This window comes from Mycobacterium cajalii (genome assembly GCF_045809005.2).
In the GTDB taxonomy this organism is placed as follows: domain Bacteria; phylum Actinomycetota; class Actinomycetes; order Mycobacteriales; family Mycobacteriaceae; genus Mycobacterium.
Genome location: NZ_CM141436.1, coordinates 3,532,859 through 3,559,849, shown reverse-complemented (window position 1 = coordinate 3,559,849; position 26,991 = coordinate 3,532,859). Strand labels below are relative to the sequence as shown.

The 26,991-nt window shown below is 67.7% G+C and carries 26 protein-coding genes and 2 pseudogenes; 17 read left to right on the top strand and 11 right to left on the bottom strand.

Features of this window, described 5'->3' with window-relative positions:
• Positions 1-12: 12 nt before the first annotated feature.
• Positions 13-1,419 carry an IS1380 family transposase gene (locus tag ACJ512_RS16850; protein ID WP_461479773.1) on the top strand — a complete coding sequence of 469 codons (1,407 nt, stop codon included), beginning with the start codon at positions 13-15 and terminating at the stop codon, positions 1,417-1,419.
• Between the two features lie 130 nt (positions 1,420-1,549).
• Here ACJ512_RS16850 and ACJ512_RS16845 read toward each other — a convergent pair whose 3' ends face one another.
• The 3 genes and pseudogenes from ACJ512_RS16845 to ACJ512_RS16835 all read right to left on the bottom strand — a co-directional run.
• Positions 1,550-1,762 carry a hypothetical protein gene (locus ACJ512_RS16845; protein ID WP_407686555.1) on the bottom strand — a complete coding sequence of 71 codons (213 nt, stop codon included), beginning with the start codon at positions 1,760-1,762 and terminating at the stop codon, positions 1,550-1,552.
• 368 nt (positions 1,763-2,130) lie between these two features.
• Positions 2,131-2,670 carry a hypothetical protein gene (locus tag ACJ512_RS16840; RefSeq protein ID WP_407686556.1) on the bottom strand — a complete coding sequence of 180 codons (540 nt, stop codon included), beginning with the start codon at positions 2,668-2,670 and terminating at the stop codon, positions 2,131-2,133.
• Positions 2,671-2,811: 141 nt separating this feature from the next.
• Positions 2,812-3,117, bottom strand: a pseudogene (locus ACJ512_RS16835) (sodium-dependent bicarbonate transport family permease); the annotation flags it as partial.
• On the opposite strand from ACJ512_RS16835, the pseudogene ACJ512_RS16830 reads away from it, so the two are divergent.
• Positions 3,116-3,275, top strand: a pseudogene (locus ACJ512_RS16830) (phosphoenolpyruvate carboxykinase domain-containing protein); the annotation flags it as partial. The pseudogenes ACJ512_RS16835 and ACJ512_RS16830 overlap by 2 nt on opposite strands.
• Before the next feature lie 133 nt (positions 3,276-3,408).
• Here ACJ512_RS16830 and ACJ512_RS16825 read toward each other — a convergent pair.
• A complete protein-coding gene (locus tag ACJ512_RS16825) occupies positions 3,409-3,753 on the bottom strand; it encodes a hypothetical protein (RefSeq protein WP_407686557.1) in 345 nt (114 codons plus the stop codon).
• 414 nt (positions 3,754-4,167) lie between these two features.
• On the opposite strand from ACJ512_RS16825, the gene ACJ512_RS16820 reads away from it, so the two are divergent.
• The 3 genes from ACJ512_RS16820 to ACJ512_RS16810 are packed head-to-tail and all read left to right on the top strand — an operon-like array spanning position 4,168 to position 7,774.
• Positions 4,168-5,913 carry a helix-turn-helix domain-containing protein gene (locus ACJ512_RS16820; RefSeq protein ID WP_407686558.1) on the top strand — a complete coding sequence of 582 codons (1,746 nt, stop codon included), beginning with the start codon at positions 4,168-4,170 and terminating at the stop codon, positions 5,911-5,913.
• Positions 5,914-5,918: 5 nt separating this feature from the next.
• Complete coding sequence (locus ACJ512_RS16815) at positions 5,919-6,737, top strand: HAD-IIB family hydrolase (RefSeq protein ID WP_407686559.1); 819 nt, start codon at positions 5,919-5,921, stop codon at positions 6,735-6,737.
• A 53-nt stretch (positions 6,738-6,790) separates the two neighbouring features.
• A complete protein-coding gene (locus ACJ512_RS16810) occupies positions 6,791-7,774 on the top strand; it encodes an SDR family oxidoreductase (protein ID WP_407686560.1) in 984 nt (327 codons plus the stop codon).
• Here the strand turns inward: ACJ512_RS16810 and ACJ512_RS16805 are convergent.
• From ACJ512_RS16805 to ACJ512_RS16795, 3 genes are read right to left on the bottom strand one after another with little or no spacing between them, the layout of a single operon-like run.
• On the bottom strand, positions 7,721-8,818 hold the full coding sequence (locus ACJ512_RS16805; protein WP_407686595.1) for a quinone-dependent dihydroorotate dehydrogenase: 1,098 nt from the start codon (positions 8,816-8,818) through the stop codon (positions 7,721-7,723). The genes ACJ512_RS16810 and ACJ512_RS16805 overlap by 54 nt on opposite strands.
• A 32-nt stretch (positions 8,819-8,850) precedes the next feature.
• On the bottom strand, positions 8,851-9,120 hold the full coding sequence (locus ACJ512_RS16800; RefSeq protein ID WP_407686561.1) for a DUF5703 family protein: 270 nt from the start codon (positions 9,118-9,120) through the stop codon (positions 8,851-8,853).
• Positions 9,117-10,121, bottom strand: a complete 1,005-nt coding sequence (locus ACJ512_RS16795) for a YncE family protein (protein WP_407686562.1) — start codon at positions 10,119-10,121, stop codon at positions 9,117-9,119. Before ACJ512_RS16795 ends, ACJ512_RS16800 begins: the two co-directional genes overlap by 4 nt.
• Positions 10,122-10,293: 172 nt before the next feature.
• On the opposite strand from ACJ512_RS16795, the gene ACJ512_RS16790 reads away from it, so the two are divergent.
• From ACJ512_RS16790 to ACJ512_RS16760, 7 genes are all read left to right on the top strand, one after another.
• Positions 10,294-10,596 carry a hypothetical protein gene (locus ACJ512_RS16790; protein WP_407686563.1) on the top strand — a complete coding sequence of 101 codons (303 nt, stop codon included), beginning with the start codon at positions 10,294-10,296 and terminating at the stop codon, positions 10,594-10,596.
• A gap of 105 nt (positions 10,597-10,701) precedes the next feature.
• Entirely contained in the window at positions 10,702-11,439 is a 738-nt protein-coding gene (locus ACJ512_RS16785) for a histidine phosphatase family protein (protein WP_407686564.1), read from the top strand.
• Positions 11,440-11,513: 74 nt separating this feature from the next.
• Positions 11,514-12,101, top strand: coding sequence for a DUF3090 domain-containing protein (locus ACJ512_RS16780; protein WP_407686565.1), 588 nt, complete (start codon positions 11,514-11,516; stop codon positions 12,099-12,101).
• On the top strand, positions 12,085-12,900 hold the full coding sequence (locus tag ACJ512_RS16775; RefSeq protein WP_407686566.1) for an SCO1664 family protein: 816 nt from the start codon (positions 12,085-12,087) through the stop codon (positions 12,898-12,900). Before ACJ512_RS16780 ends, ACJ512_RS16775 begins: the two co-directional genes overlap by 17 nt.
• A 69-nt stretch (positions 12,901-12,969) precedes the next feature.
• The gene (locus ACJ512_RS16770) at positions 12,970-13,737 is read left to right on the top strand and encodes a 3'(2'),5'-bisphosphate nucleotidase CysQ (RefSeq protein ID WP_407686596.1); all 768 of its coding nucleotides are present in this window, start codon (positions 12,970-12,972) and stop codon (positions 13,735-13,737) included.
• Between the two features lie 24 nt (positions 13,738-13,761).
• Positions 13,762-15,009, top strand: coding sequence for a cysteine--1-D-myo-inosityl 2-amino-2-deoxy-alpha-D-glucopyranoside ligase (gene mshC / locus ACJ512_RS16765; RefSeq protein WP_407686567.1), 1,248 nt, complete (start codon positions 13,762-13,764; stop codon positions 15,007-15,009).
• Positions 15,010-15,034: 25 nt separating this feature from the next.
• A complete protein-coding gene (locus ACJ512_RS16760) occupies positions 15,035-15,919 on the top strand; it encodes an SDR family oxidoreductase (RefSeq protein WP_407686568.1) in 885 nt (294 codons plus the stop codon).
• Positions 15,920-15,936: 17 nt separating this feature from the next.
• On the opposite strand, the gene ACJ512_RS16755 is transcribed toward ACJ512_RS16760, so the two are convergent.
• The 3 genes from ACJ512_RS16755 to ACJ512_RS16745 all read right to left on the bottom strand — a co-directional run bounded on the left by ACJ512_RS16755 (position 15,937) and on the right by ACJ512_RS16745 (position 18,646).
• Positions 15,937-16,077 (bottom strand): hypothetical protein, encoded by a 141-nt coding sequence (locus ACJ512_RS16755; protein WP_407686569.1) that lies wholly within the window; start codon positions 16,075-16,077, stop codon positions 15,937-15,939.
• Positions 16,078-16,154: 77 nt separating this feature from the next.
• Positions 16,155-17,642: an amino acid permease gene (locus ACJ512_RS16750; RefSeq protein WP_407686570.1), complete on the bottom strand. Its 1,488-nt coding sequence runs from the start codon at positions 17,640-17,642 to the stop codon at positions 16,155-16,157.
• A 116-nt stretch (positions 17,643-17,758) separates the two neighbouring features.
• Complete coding sequence (locus tag ACJ512_RS16745) at positions 17,759-18,646, bottom strand: PAC2 family protein (RefSeq protein WP_407686571.1); 888 nt, start codon at positions 18,644-18,646, stop codon at positions 17,759-17,761.
• A 508-nt stretch (positions 18,647-19,154) separates the two neighbouring features.
• On the opposite strand from ACJ512_RS16745, the gene metH reads away from it, so the two are divergent.
• The 5 genes from metH (at position 19,155) to ACJ512_RS16720 (ending at position 26,097) form a co-directional block, all read left to right on the top strand.
• Positions 19,155-22,919 (top strand): methionine synthase, encoded by a 3,765-nt coding sequence (gene metH, locus ACJ512_RS16740; protein ID WP_407686572.1) that lies wholly within the window; start codon positions 19,155-19,157, stop codon positions 22,917-22,919.
• Between the two features lie 98 nt (positions 22,920-23,017).
• Positions 23,018-23,299 carry a phosphoribosyl-ATP diphosphatase gene (locus ACJ512_RS16735; RefSeq protein ID WP_407686573.1) on the top strand — a complete coding sequence of 94 codons (282 nt, stop codon included), beginning with the start codon at positions 23,018-23,020 and terminating at the stop codon, positions 23,297-23,299.
• A 2-nt stretch (positions 23,300-23,301) separates the two neighbouring features.
• Positions 23,302-24,156 (top strand): ATP phosphoribosyltransferase, encoded by an 855-nt coding sequence (gene hisG, locus ACJ512_RS16730; RefSeq protein ID WP_407686574.1) that lies wholly within the window; start codon positions 23,302-23,304, stop codon positions 24,154-24,156.
• Positions 24,157-24,238: 82 nt separating this feature from the next.
• Entirely contained in the window at positions 24,239-24,721 is a 483-nt protein-coding gene (locus ACJ512_RS16725; protein WP_407686575.1) for a DUF4126 family protein, read from the top strand.
• The gene (locus tag ACJ512_RS16720; RefSeq protein WP_407686576.1) at positions 24,718-26,097 is read left to right on the top strand and encodes an FAD-containing oxidoreductase; all 1,380 of its coding nucleotides are present in this window, start codon (positions 24,718-24,720) and stop codon (positions 26,095-26,097) included. Before ACJ512_RS16725 ends, ACJ512_RS16720 begins: the two co-directional genes overlap by 4 nt.
• On the opposite strand, the gene ACJ512_RS16715 is transcribed toward ACJ512_RS16720, so the two are convergent.
• A complete protein-coding gene (locus ACJ512_RS16715; protein WP_407686577.1) occupies positions 26,094-26,987 on the bottom strand; it encodes a RecB family exonuclease in 894 nt (297 codons plus the stop codon). The two genes, ACJ512_RS16720 and ACJ512_RS16715, sit on opposite strands and share 4 nt — an antisense overlap.
• Positions 26,988-26,991: the final 4 nt, after the last annotated feature.

Below are 26,991 nucleotides of genomic sequence, written 5' to 3'. Positions count from 1 at the left end.
TGCACCTTTCAGATGCAGGCTACAACAGAATGGTCCCGGCACCTCGACGTGGAGGTCCGCGGCGACGATGTGGTGTCACACACCGGCAGTGTGATCACCCGGATGTTGGCCGATAAGACGGGGCTGACCGGCGCATTGTCGGATGCGCTGTACCGGCCCGACGTGGTCCACGACCGGGGAGCGGTGATGCGGGACCTGGCGGTGGGGATCGCCGACGGCGCGACCAGCATCTGCGACATCGCGGTCCTGGGCGATCAAAAGCGGGTGTTCGGGCCGGTCGCCTCGACCACCACGGCATGGCGGGCACTCAACGAACTCGACGACGCGGCGCTGGGGCGGCTGGCGCTGGCGCTGGCGCGGGATCGGGTCCGCGCCCGGGTATGGGAGCGCATCGAGGCCCGCCACGGGAAGATTCCGCCGGTGGCCACCTGCTACGGTGATCTCGATGATGTGATCTGCATCCGCATCGACGCCACCTTGATCACCTCGTACTCCGATAAGGAATCGGCAGCGGGAAATTTCAAGGGCGGATACGGTTTTCATCCGCTGACTGCGTGGTGTGACAATACCGGCGAGCTGCTGGCCATCATCGCGCGAGCCGGTAACGCCGGCTCCAACACCGCCGCCGATCACATCGCCATCATCGACGCCGCGATCGCCGCGATCCCCGCCAAGTGGCGGCACAACCTGCTGATCACCATCGACGGTGCGGGCTCCAGCCACAAGGTGATCGACCACATCACCAAGCTCAACACCCGCGCCGGCTACAGCATCGCGTACTCGGTCGGCTTCGACCTGGATGCCCGGGTGCGTGCCGCGCTGGCGCTGCTGCCCGAGACCGGGTGGGAACCAGCACTGGATGCCACCGGCACCCCGCGCGAGGACGCACAGGTCGCCGAGGTCACCGGCCTGCTGCGGGAAAGCCGCGGCGGCGACAAACTATCCACCTGGCCAGCGGGGATGCGGATCCTGGTGCGCCGCGAACCCATCGAGACCGGAGCACAACTCTCGCTGTTCGAGCAGACCAACGGCTACCGCTACCAACCGGTGGCCACCAACACCGCCGGCGGGCAAGCCCAGCGTCTGGAAGCCCGCCACCGGGTGCACGCCCGCGTCGAAGGATTCATCCGCTGCGCCAAAGACACCGGCCTGGCCAAATGGCCGTCATCGTCCTATGCGATGAACCGCGCGTGGGTGGCCGCAGTCGCCCTGGCCGTCGACCTGCTGTGCTGGACCCGGCTGCTGCTGCTCGATGGCACCCTGGCCGTCGCCGAACCACAGACCCTGCGCTACCGGCTGCTGCACACCGCAGCCCGCATCATCAGCCATTCCCGCAAACAAATCCTGCGAATACCCCAAACCTGGCCCTGGGCAACAGCACTGGAAACCGCGTTCCACCGCGTGCTGGCGATCCCCTGACCACCTGGCACCTGTCCGAACAACCCCAGGAAGGAGCAACACCCACCGGGACCAAGGAACCCGGCGCCACCGCACGACACGCGGCGCCGGCACCTACCCTGCGACCGAAAACCACGCCCACCAGCAGACCTCAGCACACCTCACGGGAGCACCCGACCCACCATGAAAAATCGAGGCCAACGCGGCTGTCCCGGATCGGTTCTGGCAACACCGGCGGCTGGAACGCTGCCAATGCGGTGTGTGCGTTGACTGCGGCGCTTGCCGCGAAGTCCTCGACACCGTCGACGAGAAATCCGCCAGCATCGCCGTCACCGGAAGCGGCCAGGACTGAATCACTGATCATGTGACGTCACTACGCCGACGACGCCGTGACCGCACCGACGAAGATCCTGCGCGCTCGCGGAAGGATCCTCGTTTCATCAGCACCCTCCACACCGGCCATGACGGCAACGTCTGCAGCCTCGATGACGGTCAACAAGTGCGGGATCGGCGCGCACGGGAACAGTTTGAGTCGGTTAGCACTCCACCCCAGCCCGATGCACCGGCCCGACCCCGCGCGCCCACGACTTCGTAAGGGTCGGACGGCGTCGATTGAGGCACACAGTCGTCGCGCGTGATCCACGGGCTACTTCCACGGAGATGTCATTGCCACTGCCTGCAACTGCACTCTATGGAGCCTGCCTCCGCGACCACGGGTGACTTGTCGCCGGTTCAGTGGTGGGGTTCGGCGGCCTGCCCGGCCATTGCCTGCTGGAGAGAGCTGATGAAGGACAGGGCTTGGTCGCGTGCCTCCTGATTTGGTCTGCCGGCGACCGTAACGGCGACAGCCAGATCATCGAATCGAATCCGTACCACCTCAGGGCGCACCTCCGGTGGCCCACCATGAGTAGGCCAGCAGAACTGAGCGTTTCGGAAGTCGAGCCGTCTGATGTCCGAAACGGGCCGAACGTACCCGCTCAACTGCAGCGGACCCTCCGCGGATTCGGTGCGGCCGACGGCGAGGGAACCGATCGCGTCGCCGCGCAGCCAGTACACCCGGTGCTGGTTTGCGTCGCCACCCATTTCGGTGACGGTGCCCGGAACCTGGGTAACAAACGCATCCACGGAATCGAGCGGACCACCCATGAACCAGGCCAGTGCGTGTATGTACTCGTCGAACTGTTGTGGTGGCAGCCCGAGATATTCCGTCGCTCCCGCGGCAACGACCGCATTCTTGAGTGCACCAATCTGCTGAGGGCTGATCTCCACCATGGGACTCGACTCTACTTCTTTCAGCACCATGATTGTGGGAAATCTGGCGCTCCTCGACCGGTTCAAGCTCGGCCCAGCCGCGCGGCACGCCCAAGAAGTGAAGGTCCTGCCGCCGTGGAGGTCTGATCTGCGAAAGCGCGGTCAATTGAACAGGCGTGCGATCTCGATATAGACCGGAATTCCGATGGTGACGTTATAGGAGAACGTCAATCCCAGTGATGCGGCCAGCGGCAGCGTCGGACTCGCCTCGGGGATTGCCAGTCGCTGCACCGCGGGCACGGCGATGTAGGACGCCGCCGCGCACAGTACTGCGAACAGGATGTAGGTTCCCGGCTGGAACTCAATGTGAGCGGGACCGGCGTAGGCGTGGGCGACGATGATCCCCAGTGCGGCAAAGACATTCGGCGCCACCAGGGCGAAGATGAGCAACCCGCGGCCCGCGGCCGCGATCGCCGCAGCCTTCCCTTCCTCGTGCGGCAAAACCAACCTGGCCATGCTCTCCCCGACGCTTGATGGGTGGAAGGCCGAGACCATTGGCGACGACATCGCCTGGATGCGATTCGGTGAGGACGGCCGCCTCCGTGCGGGCAACCCCGAAGCCGGTTCTTTGGCGTTGCCCCAAGATCAACTGCCCGATCGAGGAAGCGCACCGCGCCTTGTCCGGCCCGGAAACCGAAGTCGCCCAGGATGAATACGGCCTGTGGCGCCGCGCGCTATCTCACGGCGTAGTGCCGAGTATCATTCTCTATGAGTTTCGCAGTTGGAGTATGCGGCGGCTGCCGCGCAGGCCAGTTCGTGGTCGCGGTACTCGTGAGGGGCAGGTCGCGGCGCGAAAGCGCCCGTAATTCGTTCTACGACAAGGGTTCCGCGGAGCTCGGCGAGTATGTCCTCGAAGGCGGGTTCGGTCTTGTGCGCGTTCCAGTGTTGATTTTGGCGGCGTCCGGCGAGGTGTATTTGGTGTGTGGCGACGGTCTCAGCGGTGCTGTCGGTGTCGGTGATGAAGATCGTCAAAATCTTTTGCTGGCCGGGATCAAGGATCAGCACGACCTCGGCGGTCTTCTCATCGACCATCGCACCAGCCACAGCACTCACCTTCTTTCTCGCAAGCTACACCGCTTGACTCATACACCCTGTGGCGGCACCCTCGGCTGGGGATTCGGTAGCCTCGATACTGGCTGACATTCACGTTGTCGGTGCCACAAACACGTTGCGATGAGCCCAGAAAGGCATTGATGTTCGCACTCGTCAGCGAGTTGGAGATGTGTGACCGCCCGCCCTTGGGTCTGGACACACCGGGTGTCGACGCTCGCGTTTCGGGAACCCGCGCCCTGCCCGGCGTGCAACCGCACCTCCTTGCACTGCACTGGCCTGGGGACCTACGACCGTCGGCACAGTCACGATCCGGTTGCCCGAGCGAGAACTTCGCCCGCAGGCCCAGACCACAGTGGCCCCGACCCGCGAACGGTGCGGCCGAGCGATCACCGCTCATGGGGCATCGTGGCTGAGCCTGAATCAACCGTCGCCGACCTCGTCCACCAACATCGCCGCTTAGCCGGCTTGTCGCGTGAGCGGCTGGCCTCCGAGATGGACAAAGCTGTCAGCTGGGTGTCTGAGGTTGAACGAGGTGAACGCGTCCTGACCGATGTCACCGTACTCGACAGGTTGGCGAAGATTTTGGGTGCTCCGCTCAGCGAGTTCATCCAGGCAGCGCTCGGTCGCAGCGCACGCGTACACGGAATAATCGTGGACGAATCGCAACGAACCTATTCCAATGCAGAGCCGGACGCTCTGCACGAATCCATCCAGTATCAGCTTCAACGCTACGGCGTGAACGATGTGATCACGCTCTACGCCAACGATGATCTCGGTGAGCTGATGGACAACTGTCCTCCCGACGACGACGTGATCGTCATCCGTTCGGGCCGGGAGCTGATACCTCCGGTGGTACGCCTTTTGACGTTGAGGTCGGTGCGCCTGCCTGCGCATTTCATCGTGTGGGATCCCAGCGACAGCGGTCAGATCGTGGCGGCCCGTCTCGAGTGCGCAGATTTACTGAGGATAAACTGTACCGACCCGTGTGCCTTCGATTCTGAACTGCGCAAATTGAGCGACACGAGGGGCTTGCACCGCTACACCGTCGAAGAGCTCGTCGCCGATGATGCGGTTCGCGTCGGAGGGTCTTTCGCCAAGTCGGGCGTACGCAAATATTTTCATAAACAAGCCGACGGCCGCGGTTCGGTTAAGTTGGGTGATGAGAAGCGTTTCTATGCCCGTCTTCCGGCCGCGCTCAGCCCTTACTACCCGAAATTATTGTTTTCCCACGAGGAAGGTGATGCTGTCTGTCTCGGGCTTGACTATGTCGGCCAGCCAAACCTCCGTGACTTACTGCTCAACCTTCGCATCACGCCCGATCAAGCGGCTTCTGTACTGAAGCAAGTGCTTGACTACGAGTATCATCAGGCATACCTGCCGTTTCTGGCCGAGCCGCCGTCCACCTACGTGCAGGACTACCATTTCAGCCGCGTCTGGAACCGTCTCGGAGTTTCGATCGATCTCGACGCGGAATTATCTCTGCTGGTAGAGAGTCGTTGCTTACAGGTCAATGGGAGAGTAATACCGAACATCCCCGCGATGTTGCTCGAATTAGAACGCAGCAGTCGTGCCTCGACAGAATTGGCGCCGCCCGGGGTATCGCCCTATATTCACGGTGACCTGCACTTAGAGAACATCTTGTACGATCAGGAATCGGACAAGTTTTGGCTGGTCGATCCGCGCGGGTATCCCGCCTGTGATATCTACTATGACATCGGGAAGTTGGCGCACAGCTACAACGGTCTCTACGACTTGTTGCATGAGGGCCGTCACGAGATAAGACACCGTCTCGAGGCCGATGCGGCAGTTGTCGAATTCGGCTTCAGATCGCCGCATCTGGTCAGGATATATCGGCGATTGAAGAACTCCATGCAGAAGGTCGTTGCAGACGTTCTGCGCGCGGATACCGAAGAAATGGACCTCAGGATCAACTTCAACGAGGCCATGCATTTTTGTTCCGACATGCCGTTTCATATCCACCCAGAGGCATCGCCGAATGTGGCGGTAGCTATCTATGCGACGGGTGCTTTGCTGCTTGCGGATGTGCTGCGGAAACTGTCAATTGAACTGCCGTTCTCGAGTGAATCGCATCGCAGCGGGTTGAGTCGTATGAACGATGTCGATCACGATGAATGGCGACTCGAGGGGTAGGCGATATGCACGATGTCCACGCGCGACTCGTCGCATTCGATATCGATGGTACGTTGTTGGACTTGGACCACCCGGTTGCCACCGCCACGGCGGCATCCCTCCGAGAACTGCAGATGCGAGGGCTTGAGATAGTTTTCGTCAGCTCCAGGCCGATCGCATCCTTGGTGTTGCTTGCGCGAGCGATCGGGGTGGACGCGCACTTGATCGCTTACAACGGCGCGCTGGCCAGGAGTGCGTCCGGCCGGCAGTTGATCGCCGAGGGTTTTGTGATAACCGGGGAATTGACCGAGGTTCTCCGCCGGTTTTCCATCGCTGGCGGTGCGGTGAACTTTTACCTGTGTGAGGGACTCCGCTGGTTGGCGTTCGGACCCGCCGAATTCATGGACGTGGAAGAACGAGCGACTGGTTTGACCGTTGACGAGCGACTTACCTCGGATGCGCTGCCGAATCTAGCCGGGATCTCTGTTTTGAAAGTCATGTGTCGGGGTGAGGAAGCGGCCTGCAAACAATTGCTCCGCGATATGAAAACATATTCGAGCTTGGACGCCGTGGCCAGCGGGCGCGATTGCTGTGACATTCAGAGCAAGGGCGTAGGGAAGGCGCAGGCGATGCGGGTGCTGTGCCAGGCCCTCGGCGTAGGCATGCACGACGTCGTGGCCTTTGGTGACAGCGACTCGGATGCGCCGATGCTGCACATGGCCGGCTACGGTGTGGCCGTGGGTGCGGCGACTGACCGTGCGAAGTTGGCGGCGCGCGAGCACATCGATGGTCCAGGTTCGAATGCCCTGGCCGTGTGGGTGGACAGAATCGCGATGTCGGACTGATGTGAGAACGAAAAATGCGATGGTGGACGCGATGATTTCCAAGCCCTGGTCCGATGGCTGTTTCGCGCACTGACGTCCTGATCTTCGGTTCGGGCGGTCGCGTCGGGGAAGCATTGAGCCGGCTGCTACCTGGATACGGAGTGTCGGTCAGCAGCGCTTCGCGAAACCCGACTGCGTCGAACACCCGCGGGGTTGACGTCCGATCCGGCAGTGACGTGGTCGAATGTATCGAAGCTGTCCGACCTCGCGTCGTGATTTACGCTGCGGCTCTGTCCGATCCAGATCGGTGCGAGCGGAATCCGTCGGTCTCCTACGATGTCAACGTTCGCGGGTTACGCAAGGTGGCAGCGGCGGCGGCAGGTATCGGGAGTCGTGTCATTTATTACTCGTCCGACTACGTCTTCGGGGCCCCCGGGAATTACTTCGAGGACGCTCAGGTGGCGCCTCAGCAGGTGTATGGCCGTCATAAGTCCGAGGCCGAACAACTGCTGCTCGGCGACGGCGACAACGTGGTGATACGTCTCCCGCTGTTGTTCGGGAGCAGAGACTTTGTTGCCGAAGCGTTCAACGCGATACGACAGTGTGCACCGCTTCGCTGCGACGGCCGGAGACGCTATCCGATTCCATTGGAGCATGTCGTGCGGGTGACCGCCATGACCATGGCGACGAATGCCCGGCGAGGTATCTATCACGCCGTGGGCGTCGACGGAGTGACGAAATTGGAGTGGGCAGGATACATCGCCGGGCTGCTCGCAAAGCCCGCCCCTGCGGTGGCCGCGGCAGCCGACAGGTCATGCGCACCGCGACCGGTCGATGTCGTGCTGTCCACGCGTCATCCCGACATGCGCGCTCCGGCCGGAACGGTATGGTCGGCCACCCGCGCGAGAGTCGCTGAACTTCAAGCGCGACTCGATCCCGCTCACCCGATCGCGAACGCGGGCTCCCCCTGCGACCCATCGGCGCCGGGGCATGCAGGGCCCGCGTCACGGCGGCGCATGTCCCGGCCTGGCCGCCGAGCCGACGGCGTCGCCGAGTGAGGCGAAGCCTCCTTCGTGCAGCCGGTGGGCGATGCCGTCGTGAATGTCCTTGGCCCACAGGGGGCCGCCGTAGATGAAACCGGTGTAGCCCTGGAGCAGCGAGGCCCCCGCGGTGATGCGTTCCCACGCGTCGTCGGCGGTCTCGATGCCCCCGACGCTGATCAGCACCAGTCGGTCGCCGACCCGCGCGTGAAGCCGGCGCAGCACCTCGACGGCGCGGCGCGCCACCGGCGGTCCCGAGATGCCGCCCGGACCCAGCCGGTCCACACCGGGGGTGCTCAGTCCGGTGCGCGAGACGGTGGTGTTGGTGGCGACGATTCCGGCCAGGCCCAACTCGACGGCCAGGTCCGCGATGTCGTCGACGTCGGAATCGGAGAGGTCCGGTGCGATCTTCACCAGCACCGGGGTCGAGGGCCCGGGAGCCGCCGAGACTTCCGCGAGGACGGCCGCCAGGATGGGCCGCAGCGACTCGACGGCCTGCAGGTCGCGCAGCCCCGGGGTGTTCGGCGAGCTCACGTTGACCACCAGGTACGACGCGAGCGGGCCGACCAGGCGGGCGCTGGCCCGATAGTCGTCGACGGCGTCGGCGGCCGGGGTCGTCTTCGTCTTGCCGATGTTCACCCCGATCGGCACGGCGGCACGGTGCTGGGCCAGCCGGACCGCGAGCGTGCCCGCGCCGAGGTTGTTGAAGCCCATCCGGTTCAGCAGGGCCCGGTCGGCGGGCAGCCGGAACATGCGGGGGGCCGGGTTGCCCGGCTGCGGGCGCGCGGTGACGGTGCCGACCTCGGCATACCCGAACCCGAGGGCGCCCCACGTGCGCAGCCCCGTGCCGTCCTTGTCGAAACCGGCGGCCAGCCCGAGCGGACCCGGGAAACGCACCCCGAACACCGTGCCGGCCAGCACCGGATCGGACGGCGCCAACAGCCGGTGCAGCGCCCGCCGCACCGGGGCGACGGCCGCCGCGCCGCGCAGCACGGCAAAGGCCAGCATGTGGATGCGTTCGGGCGGAACGGCGAACAGCAGCCGGCGCACCAAACCGTATATGCGATGGGCGGATTCGCGCCGTTCGACGGCTGTCACAGTTCCGGCTGGTCGGGCCGCCGCCCGGTGGCGTCGGCCCGGTCCAAGCGAGTTTTCTTGCGGCGCAACAACACCCGTCTGCTGCCGTCGGTGTAGAGCCGCACCCGGGTCAACTCCCAGCCGCGGTATTCGGCCTCGATCGACAGTCGGGTGGACGCGCTGATCCGGGTGACGTCCGGGGGCAGGCGCAACGGCGCCCACTCGTATTCGTCGGACATCTCGGTGTCCCAGCCCGCGGGCAACGCGGCCCGGCGCGGCGCGGTCAACGCCCGCCCGCCGCGTGCTCGATGACCTGGACCCCCGCACCGGACCCCGACACCACGTACAGGGTGCCCGACGCTTCGTCAAAGGCCAGCGAGTTCGGTTGCTGCACGGTGGGGTAATGCACCCTTTCGACGGGAATTCCGGTGGACAGATCGTAACCAACCACCGTATTCGATTCGGTCCGGGATACCCAGGCCAACTCGCGGGAACCGGCCAGGCCGTAGGGGGACTGCCGCACCGGGTAGGCCTGGTGCAGCATCAGCGGGTTGACGGTGTACACCAGCAGCTGGCCGCCGCGGGTGTCGGCGGCCAGCACCACGCCCAGCGGGCCGGCGGCCAGCGTGGTCGCGCCCTCGCCGGCCCGCAGCGCCTGCTGGGCGTGGCCGTCGGCGCCGATCGCCGTCACCGAGGTCTGTCCCCGGTCCAGTGCCACCGTGGTATCTCCTCGGGCGACAAGGGCATCCACGCGCGCGAAGATCTTGCTCCGGCCGGCGACGGTCGCGGTGCCGTCACGGTCCGGCGTGGTGGAGCCGAGGATGTAGACCGCGCCGTCGGCGCTGCCGAGCACCAACTTGCCGTCGGCGCGTTGCGCGATCGCGGTGAACTGGGCCTGCCCGGCCCCGGCGACGGTCGCGTGGGCCGTGTGGCCGCTGGCCACGTCGACCACGAAGTACCCGCCGGGGGAGGCCAGGTAGACGGTGCCGTGGCCGTCGCCGGTCAGCGCCGTCGCCGGACCCGGCAGCGTGACGACGCGTGGCGCACCCCGCGGATCGCCGAACGCGGTGAGGGCGGCCGGGGCCGCCGCGTCGGGACCGGGTGTCAGGACCACCAGCTGGTGGGTGGCCCCGTCGAAGACCGCCGCCGTGGCGTGGCCGGCCAGGGCCCGCACCGAACCGGCCGGCTCCTGCGTCGGCGGCGGCGACACGGCCGGCTGGGCCGGTTCGATCGTGGGCGGGGGAGCCTCGAGCGGATTCGCGGAGCACGCCGTGAGCAGCGACAGCAACCCCAGCAATGTGGTAAGGCGCCGCTGAACAGGTCGCTTACCGGATTTCTGTCGTGACGGCAACGGGCAACCTCGGGTCGGATAACGGAAAGGTCAATTCTAAGGAACGGTTTCGTTTCCGATACGGCCATGTCGGCGACACCGGGCCGTACCGGAGAGGTATGGTCGCGACATGACCGTCACCGTTGACCGGCATGTCGTAGACGACCATTTCGCGGTCGAGGACATGTTGACGGGGATTTTCGCCAGTGGCTACGGGCGGGTCGGAGACGGACGTAGTTTCTCCTTCCGCATCGAGCACCGAGCACTCGTCGTCGAGGTGTACCGGCCGCGCCTGGCCGGGCCGGTTCCGCAGGCCGAAGAGGTGGTCGCCACCGCGGTCCGCGGCCTGGTCGACATCGACCTCACCGACGAGCGCAGCCTGACCGCGGCGGTGCGCGACTCGGTCGCGCACGCAGTGCCGGTCTCACGCTAGTCAGGTCGGTCGGCAGCCCTCCGCACCAGGTACCGTCGGGGTCGTGACTGCGGTTTCGACGACAGCTCGGCTCTCGGCCGTCGTCTCGGCTGCGGTGGCCGCGGCATGACCGTGATGTTGGTGCGGCACGGCCGGTCCGCCGCAAACACCGCGGGCGTCCTCGCGGGCCGGTCCGAGGGCGTCGACCTCGACGACAAGGGACGTGAGCAGGCGACCGGTCTGATCGACCGGATCGGCGACCTGCCGATCCGCGCGGTCGTCTGCTCCCCGCTGCTGCGCTGCCGGCGCACCGTCGAGCCGCTCGCCGAGTCCCTGTGCCTCGAGCCGCTGATCGACGACCGGCTCGCCGAAGTGGACTACGGGGAATGGACGGGTCGCAAACTCGGTGAACTGGCGGGCGAGTCGCTGTGGAAGGTGGTCCAGGCCCACCCCAGCGCAGCGGTGTTCCCCGGCGGTGAGGGGCTGGCACAGGTGCAGGCCCGCGCGGTGGCCGCCGTACGCGAACACGACCGTCTGCTGGCCGAGCAACACGGGGGCGACGCGCTGTGGGTGGCGTGCACCCACGGTGACGTCATCAAGTCGGTGATCGCCGACGCCTACGGCATCCACCTCGACGGCTTCCAGCGCGTCACCGCCGACCCGATCTCGGTCAGCGTCATCCGCTACACCGAGCTGCGGCCGTTCGTGCTGCACGTCAACCACACCGGAGCGCGGCTTTCGGCCGCGTTGCGGGCGGCGCCCACCCCCAAGGACGACGCCCGGGAGGAGCGGGGACAGGGGCAAGCTCAACCGGCCGCGGCGGTGCCGGCCAGCGACGCGGTGATCGGCGGCTCGACCGACTGATTTCGCTGCCGCGCGACGATCGGGCCCCCATCGGATCGCACAGCGATGCCAACAGTCGGTATTTTGGAAGTGCCATGACCCGCGCAATTCACGTCTTCCGCACCCCCGACCGATTCGTGGCCGGGACTGTCGGCCAGCCCGGCAATCGCACGTTCTACATCCAGGCCGTGCACGATGCGCGGGTGGTGTCCGTGATCTTGGAGAAGCAACAGGTTGCGGTGCTGGCCGAACGCATCGGTGCGCTGCTGCTCGAGGTGAACCGCAGATTCGGTACACCCGTGCCGCCGGAGCCCTCCGAGATCGACGACCTCAGCCCGCTGGTCACGCCCGTCGACGCGGAGTTCCGGGTCGGCACGATGGGGTTGGGCTGGGATTCGGAGGCCCAGACGGTGGTGGTCGAACTGCTGGCGGTCACCGACGGCGAGTTCGACGCCTCGGTGGTGCTCGACGACACCGAGGAGGGCCCCGACGCCGTACGGGTGTTCCTGACGCCGGAGTCGGCGCGGCAGTTCGCCAGCCGCTCCAACCGCGTCATCTCCGCGGGACGCCCGCCCTGCCCGTTGTGCGAGGAGCCGCTGGACCCTGACGGCCACATCTGCGCGCGCACGAACGGCTACAGGCGCGGCGCGCTGCTCGGGCTCGGCGATGACGTCGACGAATGACCGGCGAGAGGTGCTGCGCGACGGCGAGCTGACGATCCTCGGACGGATCCGCTCGGCCAGCAACGCCACCTTCCTGTGCGAGGCGACCCTGGGCCGGTCGACCGTGCACTGCGTCTACAAGCCAGTCTCCGGGGAGCAGCCGCTGTGGGATTTTCCCGACGGGACTCTGGCCGGTCGGGAGGTCGGCACCTACCTGGTGTCGGCGCAGCTGGGTTGGGACATCGTGCCCTACAGCGTGATTCGTGACGGGCCCGCCGGCCCGGGCATGGTCCAGCTGTGGGTGCAGCAACCCGGCGACGCGGTCGGCTCCGATCCCCGGCCGGGACCGGACCTGATCGATTTGTTTCCCGCCGGCAAGCCGCAGTCGGGCTATCTACCGGTGCTGCGGGCCTACGACTACGCCGGCGACGAGGTCGTCCTGATGCACGCCGACGACGTTCGGCTACGCCGGATCGCGGTCTTCGACATCCTGGTCAACAACGCCGACCGCAAGGGCGGTCACGTCCTGTCCGGGATCGACGGGCGGGTCTACGGGGTCGACCACGGGGTCTGCCTGCACGTCGAGAACAAACTGCGCACGGTGTTGTGGGGCTGGGCCGGCAAGCCGATCGACGACCCGACGTGCGAGGCGGTCGCCGGCCTCGTCTACGCCCTGCGCGGTTCGTTGTGCGACGAATTGGCCGGGCTCGTCACCCCGGCCGAGATCCTGGCCCTGCGCGGGCGCGCCCAGGTGCTGCTGGACAAGCCGGTGATGCCCGAACCCAACCGGCACCGTCCCATTCCGTGGCCGGCGTTCTGACGCGGGCTCTGACGAGGGGGCGCGGGCGGCGTCGGCGATACTGAGACGGTGAGCCCCGACGCGGATGAGATGACCGATGCCGCACTGGCCGCCGATCTCGCCGCCGACGCCGGGGAGTTGCTGCTCAAGGTGCGCGAGGAGATCGGCTTCGGTCATCCGTGGATGCTCGGCGACGCGGGCGACCGGCTGGCCAACGACCTGTTGCTGCGGCGGCTGCGCGCCGAGCGTCCGGGCGACGCGGTGCTCAGCGAGGAAGCCCACGACGACCTGGTCCGGCTGCAGCGCGACCGGGTGTGGATCGTCGACCCGCTCGACGGCACCCGGGAGTTCTCCACCCCCGGCCGCGACGACTGGGCGGTCCACATCGCGTTGTGGCAGCGGCCCACCGACGGGCGGCGCGAGATCACCGACGCCGCAGTGGCATTGCCGGCCCGCGGCAACACGGTGTACCGCAGCGACACCGTGACCGCCGACGCCGCACGCGTCGGCGTCACCGGCACCATCCGGATCGCGGTCAGCGCCACCAGGCCGCCCGCGGTGCTCTACCGCATCCATCAGATGCTGCCCATCCAGCCGGTGGCAATCGGTTCGGCGGGCGCCAAGGCGATGGCCGTGATCGACGGCGAGGTCGACGCCTACGTGCACGCGGGCGGGCAATGGGAGTGGGACTCGGCGGCGCCGGCGGGGGTGTTGATGGCCGCCGGCATGCACGCGTCGCGCCTCGACGGTTCCCCGCTGCGCTACAACCAGTTCGACCCGTACCTGCCCGACTTCGTGATGTGCCGCGCGGAGCTGGCGTCGATTCTGCTCGGAGCGATACGCGACGCCTACCGGTGACCGACCGCGTTTAGAGTCGAGGGCATGCAGTCGTGGAGTTCACCCGGGGTCCCGGAGTTGCCGGGACGCGGCCCGGAGCTGCGGCTCTATGACACCTCCGACCGTCAGGTCCGCCCGGTGACGGTCGGGACCGGCCCGGGCGCGGTCGCCGGCATGTACGTCTGCGGGATCACGCCGTATGACGCGACCCACCTGGGGCACGCCGCCACCTACCTGACGTTCGACCTCGTGTATCGGCACTGGCTGGACGCCGGTCACGACGTCCGCTACGTGCAGAACGTCACCGACGTCGACGATCCGCTGTTCGAGCGCGCCGACCGCGACGGCATCGACTGGCGTGAGCTCGGCGACCGCGAGGTCGCCCTGTTCCGCGAGGACATGGCCGCGCTGCGCGTCCTGCCGCCCCACGACTACGTCGGCGCCACCGAGGCGATCGCCGAGGTCGTCGAGCTCGTCGAGAAGATGGTCGCCGCCGGCGCGGCTTATGCCGTCGAGGACGAATACCCCGACGTCTACTACCGCGCCGATGCCACCCTGCAGTTCGGCTACGAGTCCGGCTACGACCGCGAGACCATGCTGCGGCTGTTCGCCGAGCGCGGCGGCGACCCGGAGCGGCCGGGCAAGTCCGACGCGCTCGACGCCCTGCTGTGGCGGGCCGCGCGGCCCGGGGAGCCCAGCTGGCCGTCGCCGTTCGGCGCCGGCCGGCCCGGCTGGCACGTCGAATGCGCGGCGATCGCGCTCAGCCGTCTCGGCGGCGGACTGGACATCCAGGGCGGCGGCAGCGACCTGATCTTCCCGCATCACGAGTTCACCGCCGCGCACGCCGAATGCGTCGGCGGGGAGCGGCGTTTCGCCCGCCACTACGTGCACGCCGGGATGATCGGCTGGGACGGGCACAAGATGTCCAAGAGCCGCGGCAACCTGGTCCTGGTCTCGGCGCTGCGCGCCCGGGGCGTCGAGCCGGCGGCCGTCCGGCTCGGCCTGCTCGCCGGGCACTACCGCGCCGACCGCTTCTGGAGCGAGCAGCTGCTCGACGAGGCGACGGCCCGGCTGCGGCGCTGGCGCTCCGCGGCGGCGCTGCCGTCGGGCCCGGACGCCACCGACGTCGTCGCCCGGGTGCGGCGCTACCTGGCCGACGACCTGGATACGCCCAAAGCCCTTGCCGCCCTTGATGGTTGGGTTACCGACGCGCTCGAATACGGCGGCCACGACGCCGCCGCGCCGCGGCTGGTCGCGACCGCGGTCGATGCGCTGCTCGGGGTGGACCTGTAGGCGGCGCGGCGGTACCTTTTGGGCCATGACATCGCTGCGCGGCAAAGTCGTCTTCATCACCGGTGGCGCCCGGGGCATCGGGGCCGAGATCGCCCGCCGGCTGCGCGACAGGGGCGCCAAACTCGTGCTGACCGACCTGGACAAGGTCGAGCTCGACGCCTTGGCCACCGAGCTCGGCGAGGACCCGGTGCTGACCGCGGTCGCCGACGTGCGCGATCTGCCCGCCATGCAGGCGGCGGCCGCGAAGGCCGTCGAACGCTTCGGCGGCATCGACGTCGTCGTGGCCAACGCCGGCATCGCCAGTTACGGGTCGGTGCTGCAGGTCGATCCGGAGGCGTTCAAGCGGGTGCTGGACGTCAACGTGCTGGGCGTGTTCCACACCGTGCGGGCCACCCTGCCGGCGGTGATCGAGCGTCGTGGCTACGTGCTCGTCGTCTCGTCGCTGGCGGCATACGCCGCGGCCCCCGGGCTGGCGCCGTACAACGCGTCGAAGGCCGGCGTCGAGATCCTGGCCGACGCGCTGCGCCTGGAGCTGGCCCACCGGGGCGTCGGGGTGGGCTCCTCGCACATGTCCTGGATCGACACCGCGCTGGTCCGCGACACCAAGAGCGACCTGCCCTCGTTCGGCGAGCTGCTCGCCAAGCTGCCCTGGCCGCTGAACAAGACGACCACCGTCGACAAGTGCGCCGACGCCCTGGTGAAGGGCATCGAGGGCCGCCGGGACCACGTCTACTGTCCGCCCTGGGTCGGCGCGTTCCGCTGGCTCAAGCCGGTGCTGTCCACCCCGGTCGGGGCGTTCCCCATCCGCAGGACCACCGCCGAGTTGTTGCCGCGGATGGACGCCGAGGTCGCCGCGCTCGGCCGCTCCACGAGCGCCTACAACGAGGATTTGCAGAAGCCCGGGGCCTGACCCTTCCGCGCCGGGCGTCAGGACAGGTCGCGGAAGACCAGCGCGAAGCCGACCACGGCGATGAGCGCCGCGGCCCCGTACCCGATGGCCGACCACCAGCCCGCGTGCAGGTATGCGGTGACCGCGACGACGGCGATGGCCAGGAAGACCATGGCCATCCCGTACAGCGGTGGTGTGGCGGCGTAGCGATTGCGGATGGCGGTTCACTCCTGCGGGCGGGGTGTGGCGACGGGCATCAGTCTCGCGGGTGCACCGGCGGGTTGGCAATCGGCGGCTGCGGCCCGCCGGGGCCCGCGCGCAGATCCGCGACGGCCATGACGCGGTGGCGCACCACGTACCACCCCACGACCAGGGCCGGGATGATCACCAGCAGCGATGCCACCGTCCACGTGCCGATCGGTGCGTCGAAGCCCATCAGCACCAGGATGGCGACCAGGAACGCCAGGGTCGCGTAGCCGCTGTACGGCGTCAGCGGCATCCGGAACCGCGGGCGCTGCACGAGCCCCGCGCGCGCCACCCGGTGGAGCCGAAGCTGGCACAGCACGATCGTGGCCCACGACGCGATGATGCCCAGCGCGGCGACGTTGAGCACGATCTCGAACGCCTCGCCGGGGTTGAAGGCGTTCAGCGCGATACCGAAAAGGCAGATGACGGCCGTCATTGCGATGCCGCCGTAGGGCACGCCGTTGCGGGACATCCGCTTCGCGAACTTCGGGCCGCTGCCGCTCATCGCTATCGAGTGCATGACGCGGCCGGTCGAGTACAGGCCCGCGTTCAGGCTCGACAGCGCCGCGGTGAGGACCACGATGTTCATCAGGTCCCCGGCGCCGTAGAAGCCGATCTTGGAGAAGAACGTGACGAACGGGCTCTCCCCGGACTTGTAGGCGGTGTAGGGCAGCAGCAGGGCCAGCAGCGCGACCGACCCGACGTAGAACACCGCGATGCGCGCGATCACGGAGTTGATTGCCCGCGGCATGATCTTCTCCGGTTCCGCGGTCTCCCCGGCCGCGGTGCCCACGAGTTCGACTGCGGCGTAGGCGAACACGACGCCGGAGGTGACCACCAGCAGGGGCGCCAGACCGATCGGGAAGAAGCCGCCATGGCCCGTCCACAGACTCAATCCGGTGCTGCGTCCGTCGATGGAATAGCGCCCGGCGAGAAAGACGGTCCCCACTACCAGGAAGGCGATCAGCGCGAACACCTTGATCAGCGCGGCCCAGAACTCCAGCTCGCCGAACCATTCCACCGAGATCAGGTTCATGCCCAGGACGGCCGCCAGGGCGATCAGGGCCAGGAGCCATTGGGGGACGACGGCGAAGAAGCTCCACCGGTGCAGGTAGGTGGCGATCGCGGTGGTGTCCACGATCGAGGTCATCGCCCAGTTCAGGAAGTACATCCACCCGACGACGTACGCGGCCTTCTCGCCGAAGAATTCCCGGGCGTAGGACACGAACGAGCCCGACGACGGGCGGTGCAGCACCAACTCGCCGAGGGCTCGCAGGATCAGGAAGACGAAGACGCCGCACAACGCGTAGACGAGGAACAGCCCGGGCCCCGCTTTGGCCAGCCGGCCGCCGGCGCCGAGGAAGAGCCCGGTTCCGATCGCACCCCCGATGCCGATCATCTGCAGCTGTCGCGGCTTGAGCCCCTTGTGATAGCCGGCCTCTTCGCCGAGGCGGTCCCCGCCGGGCACCGGACTGTCGGGATCGGGGCACGCGGCCATGCAGGTCCTATCGTCGTCGCTTGCACCGTCCGGCTGGGTTTGCCCTTGAACTGCCGATCTTTTTCGCATCGCCGCCGACGACGGCAAATTGTGGCGGTCTCGTCGGCGGGGCGGACTCAGCGCCCGTATCCGGGTCGGCGGCGGCGCAGATAGCGTTCGAAATCGGCGGCCAGCGTGTCGCCGTCGATCTTGCCCAGGACTTCGCTCATGTCGACCTCGGCGTCGCGCTGCTCCAGCGACTCCACGTATTCGGCCAGGTCCTCGTCCTCGGCGGCCACCTCGGTGATCGCCTGTTCCCACTCCTCGGCCAGCGCGGGCAGATCGCCCAGCGGAACCTCGATGTCGAGCACCTCTTCGACGCGCCGCAGCAGCGCCACCGTCGCCTTCGGGTTGGGCGGACTCGACACGTAGTGCGGCACCGCCGCCCAGAACGTCACCGCGGGAATCCCGACGGCCACGCACGCGTCCTGGAAGACCCCGGCAATCCCGGTCGGCCCCTCGTAGCGCGTTTCCTCCAGGCCGAACAGTTTCGCCGACTCCGGCGAGTAGGCCGCGCCGGACACGGGCACCGGTCGCGTGTGGGGCGTGTCGGCCAGCAGGGCGCCGAGGATCACGACGGTGTCCACGTTGAGCTTGTCGGCGATGGCCACCAGCTCGGCGCAGAAGGTGCGCCAGCGCATGTTGGGCTCCACCCCTTGCATCAGCACCACGTCGCGGTCACTGCCCGGTGGGCGGCAGTGTGAGATGCGCATCGCCGGCCACACCAGCTCGCGGGTGACGCCGTCGATCTGGCGGATGACCGGACGATTCACCTGGTAGTCGTAGTACGCCTCGTCGTCGATCTCGACGGTGGCCTCCGCTTCCCAGATGGCCTCGAGGTGCTCGAGCGCGTCGCTGGCCGCGTCACCGGCGTCGTTCCAGCCCTCGAACGCGGCCACGACGACGGTGTTGTGCAGTTCGGGCAGCGCGGCGCTGCCATCGGGCCCGCCATCCCTCGGAGTCACAGAATCAGGGTACGGCGTTGCGGTGTGACGATGCGGGCCGCGCCGCGCGCCGGGCGGCGCCCGACGGGGTGTGGGCGCGGCGGCCAATACTTTCGTGCCCTGCGACGATGCGGGTCGGGGGCGCGGGCCCGGCCGCCGGGGGCAATCCCGAGTCCATAGGACGGCTATCCTTAAGCGGGTGGCTGCCGAAAACAAACCCCGCTACGACACCGACATCCTCGACACTTTGGCGCAGCGTGTCGTGGTCGGCTACGACGCGGCCGACACGAAATACGCTCGGCAGCCATTTGGTTAAACTGGTTAACTACCGACATGGCCGACAAGATCCGCGAGCCGGCGCTCGAGGGCTCCGCAACTGCCGAGCGGGTCGGGTCGAGCTGGGCGTCCAGACGTCGGGTGGCGACGTAGACTTTTCTGGTCGAGAGGCGTTGCAACGGTTCCGGCTGCCTACCGGTATCCGCCACGCTCGGCGAAGTCAAGGACGCCTTCCACTACGGAAGGAACGTACGTGAACGCCTCCAACAGCGCCCCGGCGTCAGAGACCTTCGAGCCCAACATCCGACCGGACTGCACCGACGAACTGGTGGCAGCTCTGCGCCGGCGGATCATGGTGATCGACGGTGCGATGGGCACGGCGATTCAGCGCGACCGGCCGGACGAGGCCGGCTACCGCGGCGACCGGTTCACGGAGTGGCCGACCGCTCTGCAGGGCAACAACGACTTGCTCAGCCTGACGCAGCCGCACATCATCGCCGGGATTCACCGCGAGTACCTCGAGGCGGGCGCCGACATCCTGGAGACCAACACGTTCAACGCGAACGCGATCTCGCTCTCCGACTACGACATGTCCGATTTGAGCTACGAGCTGAACTACGCCGGCGCCGCACTGGCCCGCAGGACCGCCGACGAGTTCAGCACCCCGGACAAGCCCCGCTACGTGGCCGGCGCAATCGGGCCGACCACGCGGACCGCGTCGATCTCGCCCGACGTCAACGACCCCGGGGCCCGCAACGTCTCCTACGACCAGCTGGTCGCCGCCTACCTGGAATCGGCCAACGGCCTGGTCGACGGTGGTGCCGACCTGCTCATCATCGAGACGATCTTCGACTCGCTCAACGCCAAGGCGGCGGTGTTCGCCGTCGAGACGCTGTTCGAGGAGCGCGGACGCCGCTGGCCGTTGATCATCTCGGGCACGATCACCGACGCGTCCGGGCGGACGTTGTCCGGTCAGGTCACCGAGGCGTTCTGGAACTCGATCCGGCACGCGAGGCCGCTCGCGGTGGGCCTCAACTGCGCGCTGGGTGCGCCGGAGATGCGGCCCTACATCGCCGAGGTGTCGCGGATCGCGGACACCTTCGTCTCGTGCTACCCGAACGCCGGGTTGCCCAACGCCTTCGGCGAGTACGACGAGGACCCGGAACGTCAGGCGTCCTACATCGCCGACTTCGCCGAGGCCGGCCTGGTCAACCTCGTCGGTGGTTGCTGCGGCACGACGCCGGCGCACATCGCCGAGATCGCCAAGGCCGTCGAGGGCAAGCCGCAGCGTGAGGTGCCGCAGATCCCGGTGGCCACCCGGCTCTCGGGCCTGGAGCCGCTCAACATCACCGACGAGTCGCTGTTCGTGAACATCGGTGAGCGCACCAACATCACCGGCTCCGCCCGGTTCCGCAACCTGATCAAGGCCGAGGACTACGACTCCGCCCTGTCGGTCGCCCTGCAACAGGTCGAGGTCGGTGCGCAGGTCATCGACATCAACATGGACGAGGGCATGATCGACGGCGTCGCCGCGATGGACCGGTTCACCAAGCTGATCGCGGCCGAGCCGGACATCAGTCGCGTCCCGGTGATGATCGACTCCTCGAAGTTTGAGGTCATCGAGGCGGGCCTGAAGAACGTGCAGGGCAAGCCGATCGTGAACTCGATCTCCCTGAAGGAGGGCGAGGAGAAGTTCGTCCGCGAGGCACGGCTGTGCCGCAAGTACGGCGCCGCCGTCGTCGTGATGGCCTTCGACGAGCAGGGGCAGGCCGACAACCTGGAGCGCCGCAAACAGATCTGCGGGCGCGCCTACCGGATCCTGACCGAAGAGGTCGGCTTCCCGGCCGAGGACATCATCTTCGACCCGAACTGCTTCGCGCTGGCGACCGGTATCGAGGAGCACGCGACCTACGGGATCGACTTCATCGAGGCCTGCGCCTGGATCAAGGAGAACCTGCCCGGGGTGCACATCTCCGGCGGTATCTCGAACGTGTCGTTCTCGTTCCGGGGCAACAACCCCGTCCGCGAGGCGATCCACGCGGTGTTCCTGTTCCACGCCATCAAGGCCGGCCTGGACATGGGCATCGTCAACGCCGGCGCGCTGGTGCCCTACGACTCGATCGACCCCGAGCTGCGGGAGCGGATCGAGGACGTCGTCCTGAACCGTCGCGAGGATGCGGCCGAACGGCTCCTGGAGATCGCCGAGCGGTTCAACAAGTCGGAAGAAGGAACCGGCGACGCGACCGTTGCGGAGTGGCGATCCTTGCCGGTCCGCGAGCGGATCACGCACGCCCTGGTCAAGGGCATCGACGCCCACGTCGATGACGACACCGAGGAACTGCGCGCCGAGATCGCCGCCGCCGGTGGCCGCCCGATCGAGGTGATCGAGGGCCCGCTGATGGACGGCATGAACGTCGTCGGTGACCTGTTCGGCTCGGGCAAGATGTTCCTGCCCCAGGTCGTGAAGTCGGCCCGGGTGATGAAGAAGGCCGTCGCGTACCTGCTGCCGTTCATCGAGGAAGAGAAAGAGCAGAACGGCACGGCAGCGGCCAAGGACACCAACGGCACCATCGTGATGGCGACCGTGAAGGGCGACGTCCACGACATCGGCAAGAACATCGTCGGGGTCGTGTTGCAGTGCAACAACTTCGAGGTGATCGACCTCGGGGTGATGGTGCCCGCCGAGAAGATCCTGGCCGCGGCGAAGGAGCACGACGCCGACATCATCGGGCTGTCCGGGCTGATCACCCCGTCGCTGGACGAGATGGTCAACTTCGCCGTCGAGATGGAACGCGAGGGGCTGGAGATTCCGCTGCTGATCGGTGGCGCGACCACCTCACGCGCCCACACGGCCGTGAAGGTGTCGCCGCGCCGTAGCGGCCCGGTGGTCTGGGTCAAGGACGCCTCCCGCTCGGTGCCGGTCGCCGCCGCCCTCCTCGACGACAAGCAGCGTCCGGCCCTACTCGAGGCCACCGAGAAGGACTACGCATCGCTGCGCGAACGGCACTCCCAGAAGAACGAGCGGCCGATGCTGACGCTGGAGAAGGCGCGCGCCAACCGGACGCCGATCGACTGGGACGGCTACACGCCGCCGGTGCCGGCCCAGGGGCTCGGTGTGCGGGAGTTTCACGACTACGATCTCGCCGAGTTGCGCGAGTACATCGACTGGCAGCCGTTCTTCAACGCCTGGGAGATGAAGGGCCGCTTCCCCGACATCCTCAACAACCCGACCACCGGCGAGGCCGCCCGCAAGCTCTACGACGAGGCCCAGGAGATGCTCGACACCCTGATCAAGGAGAAGTGGCTGACCGCCAACGGGGTGATCGGCTTCTTCCCGGCCAACGCGGTCGGGGACGACATCGAGGTCTACACCGACGACACCCGCAGCGAGGTGCTGACCACGCTGCACAACCTGCGCCAGCAGGGCGAGCACCGCGACGGCATCCCCAACCGGTCGCTGGGCGACTACATCGCGCCCAGGGACACCGGCCTGGCCGACTACGTCGGCGCCTTCGCCGTCACCGCGGGCCTGGGTAGCGCTGACAAGATCGCGGAGTTCAAGGCGGCCAACGACGACTACAGCGCGATCCTGCTGGAGTCGATCGCCGACCGGCTGGCCGAGGCCTTCGCCGAACGGATGCACCAACGGGTCCGCAAGGAGTTCTGGGGATTCCAGCCCGACGAGCAGCTGGACAACGCGGCGCTCATCGACGAGAAGTACGTGGGAATCCGCCCGGCCCCCGGCTACCCGGCCTGCCCGGAGCACACCGAGAAGGTGACGCTCTGGAAGTTGCTGGACGTCAAGAAGCGGACCGGCATCGAGTTGACCGAGTCGATGGCGATGTGGCCCGGCGCCGCCGTCAGCGGCTGGTATTTCTCGCACCCGCAGTCGCAGTACTTCGTGATCGGCCGGATGGCCCAGGACCAGGTCGCCGACTATGCGAAGCGCAAGGGCTGGACCCTGCGGGAGGCCGAGCGCTGGCTCGGCCCCAACCTCGGCTACAACCCGGAGGACTGAGCCCCTCGTTTGCGCCGCCGAGCGCGCGTGTCTGCACGACGACACGCCGGTGGGCGTGGCATTTTGCGCACCCTCGCCGGGGATGGGGTCGTCGCGGCATGACAGAATCGCTGGCCGTGAAAACCTTCGAGGATCTGTTCGCCGAACTCGGCGACCGTGCCCGCACCCGACCGGCCGGCAGCGCCACGGTCGCCGCGCTGGACGGCGGGGTGCATGGGCTCGGCAAGAAGATCCTCGAGGAGGCCGGAGAGGTGTGGCTGGCCGCCGAGCACGAACCCGACGACGCCCTGGCCGAGGAGATCAGCCAACTGCTGTACTGGACGCAGGTGCTGATGATCGCGCGCGGGCTGTCCCTCGACGACGTCTACCGGAAGCTGTGAGCATGTTGCGTGTCGCGGTTCCCAACAAGGGTTCGCTGAGCGAGCCGGCCTCCGAGATCCTCGCCGAGGCCGGCTACCGTCGCCGCACCGATCCCAAGGACTTGACGGTGCTCGACCCCGTCAACCAGGTCGAGTTCTTCTTCCTGCGCCCCAAGGACATTGCGATCTACGTCGGTTCGGGCGAACTCGATTTCGGGATCACCGGGCGTGACCTGGTGTGCGATTCCGGTGCGGCGGTGCGCGAGTGCCTGGCGCTCGGCTTCGGGTCGTCGAGCTTCCGCTACGCCGGCCCGGCCGGGCGCAAGTGGACGACGGCCGACCTGGCCGGCAAACGCATCGCGACCGCCTACCCGAACCTGGTCCGGAAAGACCTGGCCGAGCGGGGAATCGAGGCGACCGTCATCGGGCTCGACGGCGCGGTGGAGATCTCGGTGCAACTCGGGGTCGCCGACGCCATCGCCGACGTGGTGGGGTCCGGCCGCACCCTGAGCCTGCACCACCTCGTCGCCTTCGGTGAGCCGCTGTGCGATTCGGAGGCGGTACTGATCGAAAGCATGGACTACGACGCCCAGCAGGCCAGGTCGGCGCGCGACCAGCTGGTGGCCCGGATCCAGGGTGTGGTGTTCGGTCAGCAGTACCTGATGCTCGATTACGACTGCCCGCGCTCGGTGTTGGACCAGGCCACCTCGATCACGCCGGGGCTGGAGTCGCCGACCATCGCGCCGCTCGCCGACCCGGATTGGGTCGCCATCCGCGCGTTGGTGCCACGACGCGGCGTCAACGAGGTCATGGACGAGCTCGCCGCGATCGGCGCCAAGGCGATCCTCGCCTCTGACATCCGGTTTTGCCGGTTCTGACGGCGGGTGCGGTGCGCGCGGCTGTGTTAGCGTCCGCGTAGCTGAGCCGCCACCCGCGTTGCCTTAGTCCCCGGGAGGGCCCGTGTTGCATGTGCTCGTTTTGCTGATGGCCTTGTTGATCGGCGTCGTCGCCGGCTTGCGTTCCCTGACGGCTCCCGCCGTCGTCGCCTGGGCCGCCATGCTCGGGTGGATCGACCTGCAGTCCACCTGGGCGTTCTGGATGGGCAATGGCATCACGGTCGCGATCGTCACCGTCCTGGCGATCGCCGAACTCGTCACCGACAAACTCCCGAAGACGCCGCCGCGCACCGCGCCGCCGTCCTTCGCCGCGCGCATCACGATGGGCGCGTTCGCCGCCGCGGTGATCGGCGCCGCGTGGCACTTCACCTTCTCCGCGCTCGGCTGCGGTGTGATCGGGGCCGTGATCGGCACCATGGGCGGTTACCAGGCGCGCCGGCGACTGGTCGAGTCCCGCGGCGGGCAGGACCTGCCGATCGCGCTGTTGGAGGACGCGGTCGCGGTGGTGGGTGGGTTCGCGATCCTGGCGCTGACGGCCAGCCTGTGACGGAGCGTTTCGACGCGATCGTCGTCGGTGCCGGCCAGGCGGGGCCGCCGCTGGCCGGTCGGCTGACGGCCGCCGGGCAGCGCGTCGCCGTCGTCGAGCGCAAATTCGTCGGGGGCACCTGCGTCAACACCGGGTGCATCCCCACCAAGACGCTGGTGGCCAGCGCGCGGGCCGCGCAGGTGGCGCGTCGCGGGGCGGAGTACGGCATCGTGACCGGGCCGGTGCGCGTGGACATGGCGAAGGTCAAGGCGCGCAAGGACGAGATCATGCTCGCCGACCGCCACGGCGTCGAGAGCTGGCTGGCCGGCATGGACGGCTGCACCTTTGTCCGCGGTCATGCCCGTTTCGTGGATCCGCACACCCTGCGGGTCGGCGACGACCTGCTGCGCGGCGAGCGGATCTTCCTCAACGTCGGCGGCCGTGCGGTGGTGCCCGACATTCCGGGACTGTCCGGCGTCGACTACCTGACCAACGTCTCCATCATCGAATTGGACACGTTGCCAACGCATCTGGTCATCATGGGTGGCAGCTACATCGCGCTGGAGTTCGCGCAGATGTACCGGCGCTTCGGGTCCCGGGTCACGGTGGTCGAGCGGGGCCCCAGGCTGGCGTCCCGCGAAGACGAAGACGTGTCGGCCGCCATCTTGGGCATCCTCGAGAACGAAGGAGTCGAGGTGCTCCTCAACGCCGACGATGTACGAATCACCAATAGCGACAATGGTTTCGACCTCACACCGCGCCCCGGTGCGGCACCGGTCGCGGGCACCCACCTGCTGCTGGCGGTGGGGCGGCGGCCCAACACCGACGACCTCGGCCTGGAAGCGGCCGGTGTGCAGACCGACGACCGCGGCTACGTCGTGGTCGACGACGGGCTCAAGACCAGCGTCGACCACATCTGGGCGATGGGCGACTGCAACGGCAGGGGTGCGTTCACCCACACCTCCTACAACGACTTCGAGATCGTGGCCGCCAATCTCCTCGATGACGACCCGCGCCGGGTCAGCGACCGGATCAGCACCTATGCGCTGTACATCGACCCGCCGCTGGGCCGGGCCGGCATGACGGTCGCGCAGGTCCGCGCGTCGGGCCGCAGGGCGATGGTCGGCACGCGGCCGATGACGCGGGTGGGCAGGGCGGTGGAAAAGGGTGAGACGCAAGGCTTCATGAAGATCGTCGTCGACGCCGACACCGAGGAGATCCTGGGGGCGGCCATCCTGGGGGTCGGCGGCGACGAGGCGATTCACGCCATCCTGGACGTCATGTCCGCCGGCGCGCCCTACACCACGCTGTCGCGCACCGTGCACATCCATCCCACCGTCAGCGAACTCGTCCCCACCATGCTGCAGGAGCTCTCGCCGCTCACCCCATCGGATTAGGCCGCCGGTGAGGTGTCGGACGAAACATCAACGGCCGCAAAGTTTTCCGGCCAGCCGGGGTACGGCGGGGGCGTTCCGCCGAAGAGCGGGCAGTGCTGCTGGTGGGGGCACCAGTCGCACAGCCGTGACTGTTTGGGCCGGAAATCGCCGGTCTCACCGGCAGATTGGATGGCGCGCCACATCGCCATCAGCGTCTTTTCGAAGCGCAGCAACTCGTCGTGATCCGGCGAGTAGTCCAGTACCTGTTCGTCGGCGAGGTAGATCAGGCGCAGCCGGGCGGGCAGCACACCGCGGGAACGCAGCAGCGCCACGGCGTAGAACTTCATCTGGAACATCGCCTTGAACTCCGCCATCGCCCGCGCGGCCGGCGGCGCCTTGCCGGTTTTGTAGTCCACCACCCGCACCTCGCCGGTGGCGGCGACGTCGATGCGGTCGATGAAGCCCCGCAGCAGCGTGCCGTCGGCGAGCTCGACCTCCACCCGCTCCTCGCAGCACTGCGGGTCGAACCGGGTCGGGTCCTCCAGCCGGTAGTAACCGGAGAGCAGGTCGCGGGCCTCCTCGATCAGCCGGACCCGCTGGTCGGGATCGAACTCGCCGGCCAGGTCGGGCTCCGCCGCGACCACGTGCTCCCACGCCGACTCCACCAGCGACCGCGCCGTGTCGGGCCCGCGCCGCACCGCGGGCAGGCCGTAGAGCCGTTCCAGGGCGGCGTGCACCAAAGAACCCCGCAGCTGGGCCGCCGACGGGGCCTCGGGCAACCGGTCGATCGCCCGGAACCGGTACAGCAGCGGGCACTGCTTGAAGTCCGCCGCCCGCGACGGCGACAGTGCCGGTTTCGAAGCCGGTTTCGAAGCCGGCCGCGACGGGCGTGTCTCCGGCTGGACTGTCATGCCC

Bases quoted from the DNA above. Each gene is read 5' to 3' on its own strand.
- ACJ512_RS16815 (WP_407686559.1), top strand. From the start codon at position 5,919: ATGCACGATGTCCACGCGCGACTCGTCGCATTCGATATCGATGGTACG.
- ACJ512_RS16755 (WP_407686569.1), bottom strand. From the start codon at position 16,077: ATGGCCATGGTCTTCCTGGCCATCGCCGTCGTCGCGGTCACCGCATAC.
- ACJ512_RS16785 (WP_407686564.1), top strand. From the start codon at position 10,702: ATGACCGTGATGTTGGTGCGGCACGGCCGGTCCGCCGCAAACACCGCG.
- ACJ512_RS16810 (WP_407686560.1), top strand. From the start codon at position 6,791: ATGGCTGTTTCGCGCACTGACGTCCTGATCTTCGGTTCGGGCGGTCGC.
- ACJ512_RS16760 (WP_407686568.1), top strand. From the start codon at position 15,035: ATGACATCGCTGCGCGGCAAAGTCGTCTTCATCACCGGTGGCGCCCGG.
- ACJ512_RS16715 (WP_407686577.1), bottom strand. From the start codon at position 26,987: ATGACAGTCCAGCCGGAGACACGCCCGTCGCGGCCGGCTTCGAAACCG.
- hisG (WP_407686574.1), top strand. From the start codon at position 23,302: ATGTTGCGTGTCGCGGTTCCCAACAAGGGTTCGCTGAGCGAGCCGGCC.
- ACJ512_RS16845 (WP_407686555.1), bottom strand. From the start codon at position 1,762: ATGATCAGTGATTCAGTCCTGGCCGCTTCCGGTGACGGCGATGCTGGC.
- ACJ512_RS16850 (WP_461479773.1), top strand. From the start codon at position 13: ATGCAGGCTACAACAGAATGGTCCCGGCACCTCGACGTGGAGGTCCGC.
- ACJ512_RS16735 (WP_407686573.1), top strand. From the start codon at position 23,018: ATGACAGAATCGCTGGCCGTGAAAACCTTCGAGGATCTGTTCGCCGAA.
- ACJ512_RS16840 (WP_407686556.1), bottom strand. From the start codon at position 2,670: ATGGTGGAGATCAGCCCTCAGCAGATTGGTGCACTCAAGAATGCGGTC.
- ACJ512_RS16780 (WP_407686565.1), top strand. From the start codon at position 11,514: ATGACCCGCGCAATTCACGTCTTCCGCACCCCCGACCGATTCGTGGCC.
- mshC (WP_407686567.1), top strand. From the start codon at position 13,762: ATGCAGTCGTGGAGTTCACCCGGGGTCCCGGAGTTGCCGGGACGCGGC.
- ACJ512_RS16750 (WP_407686570.1), bottom strand. From the start codon at position 17,642: ATGGCCGCGTGCCCCGATCCCGACAGTCCGGTGCCCGGCGGGGACCGC.
- ACJ512_RS16770 (WP_407686596.1), top strand. From the start codon at position 12,970: ATGACCGATGCCGCACTGGCCGCCGATCTCGCCGCCGACGCCGGGGAG.
- ACJ512_RS16775 (WP_407686566.1), top strand. From the start codon at position 12,085: ATGACGTCGACGAATGACCGGCGAGAGGTGCTGCGCGACGGCGAGCTG.
- ACJ512_RS16790 (WP_407686563.1), top strand. From the start codon at position 10,294: ATGACCGTCACCGTTGACCGGCATGTCGTAGACGACCATTTCGCGGTC.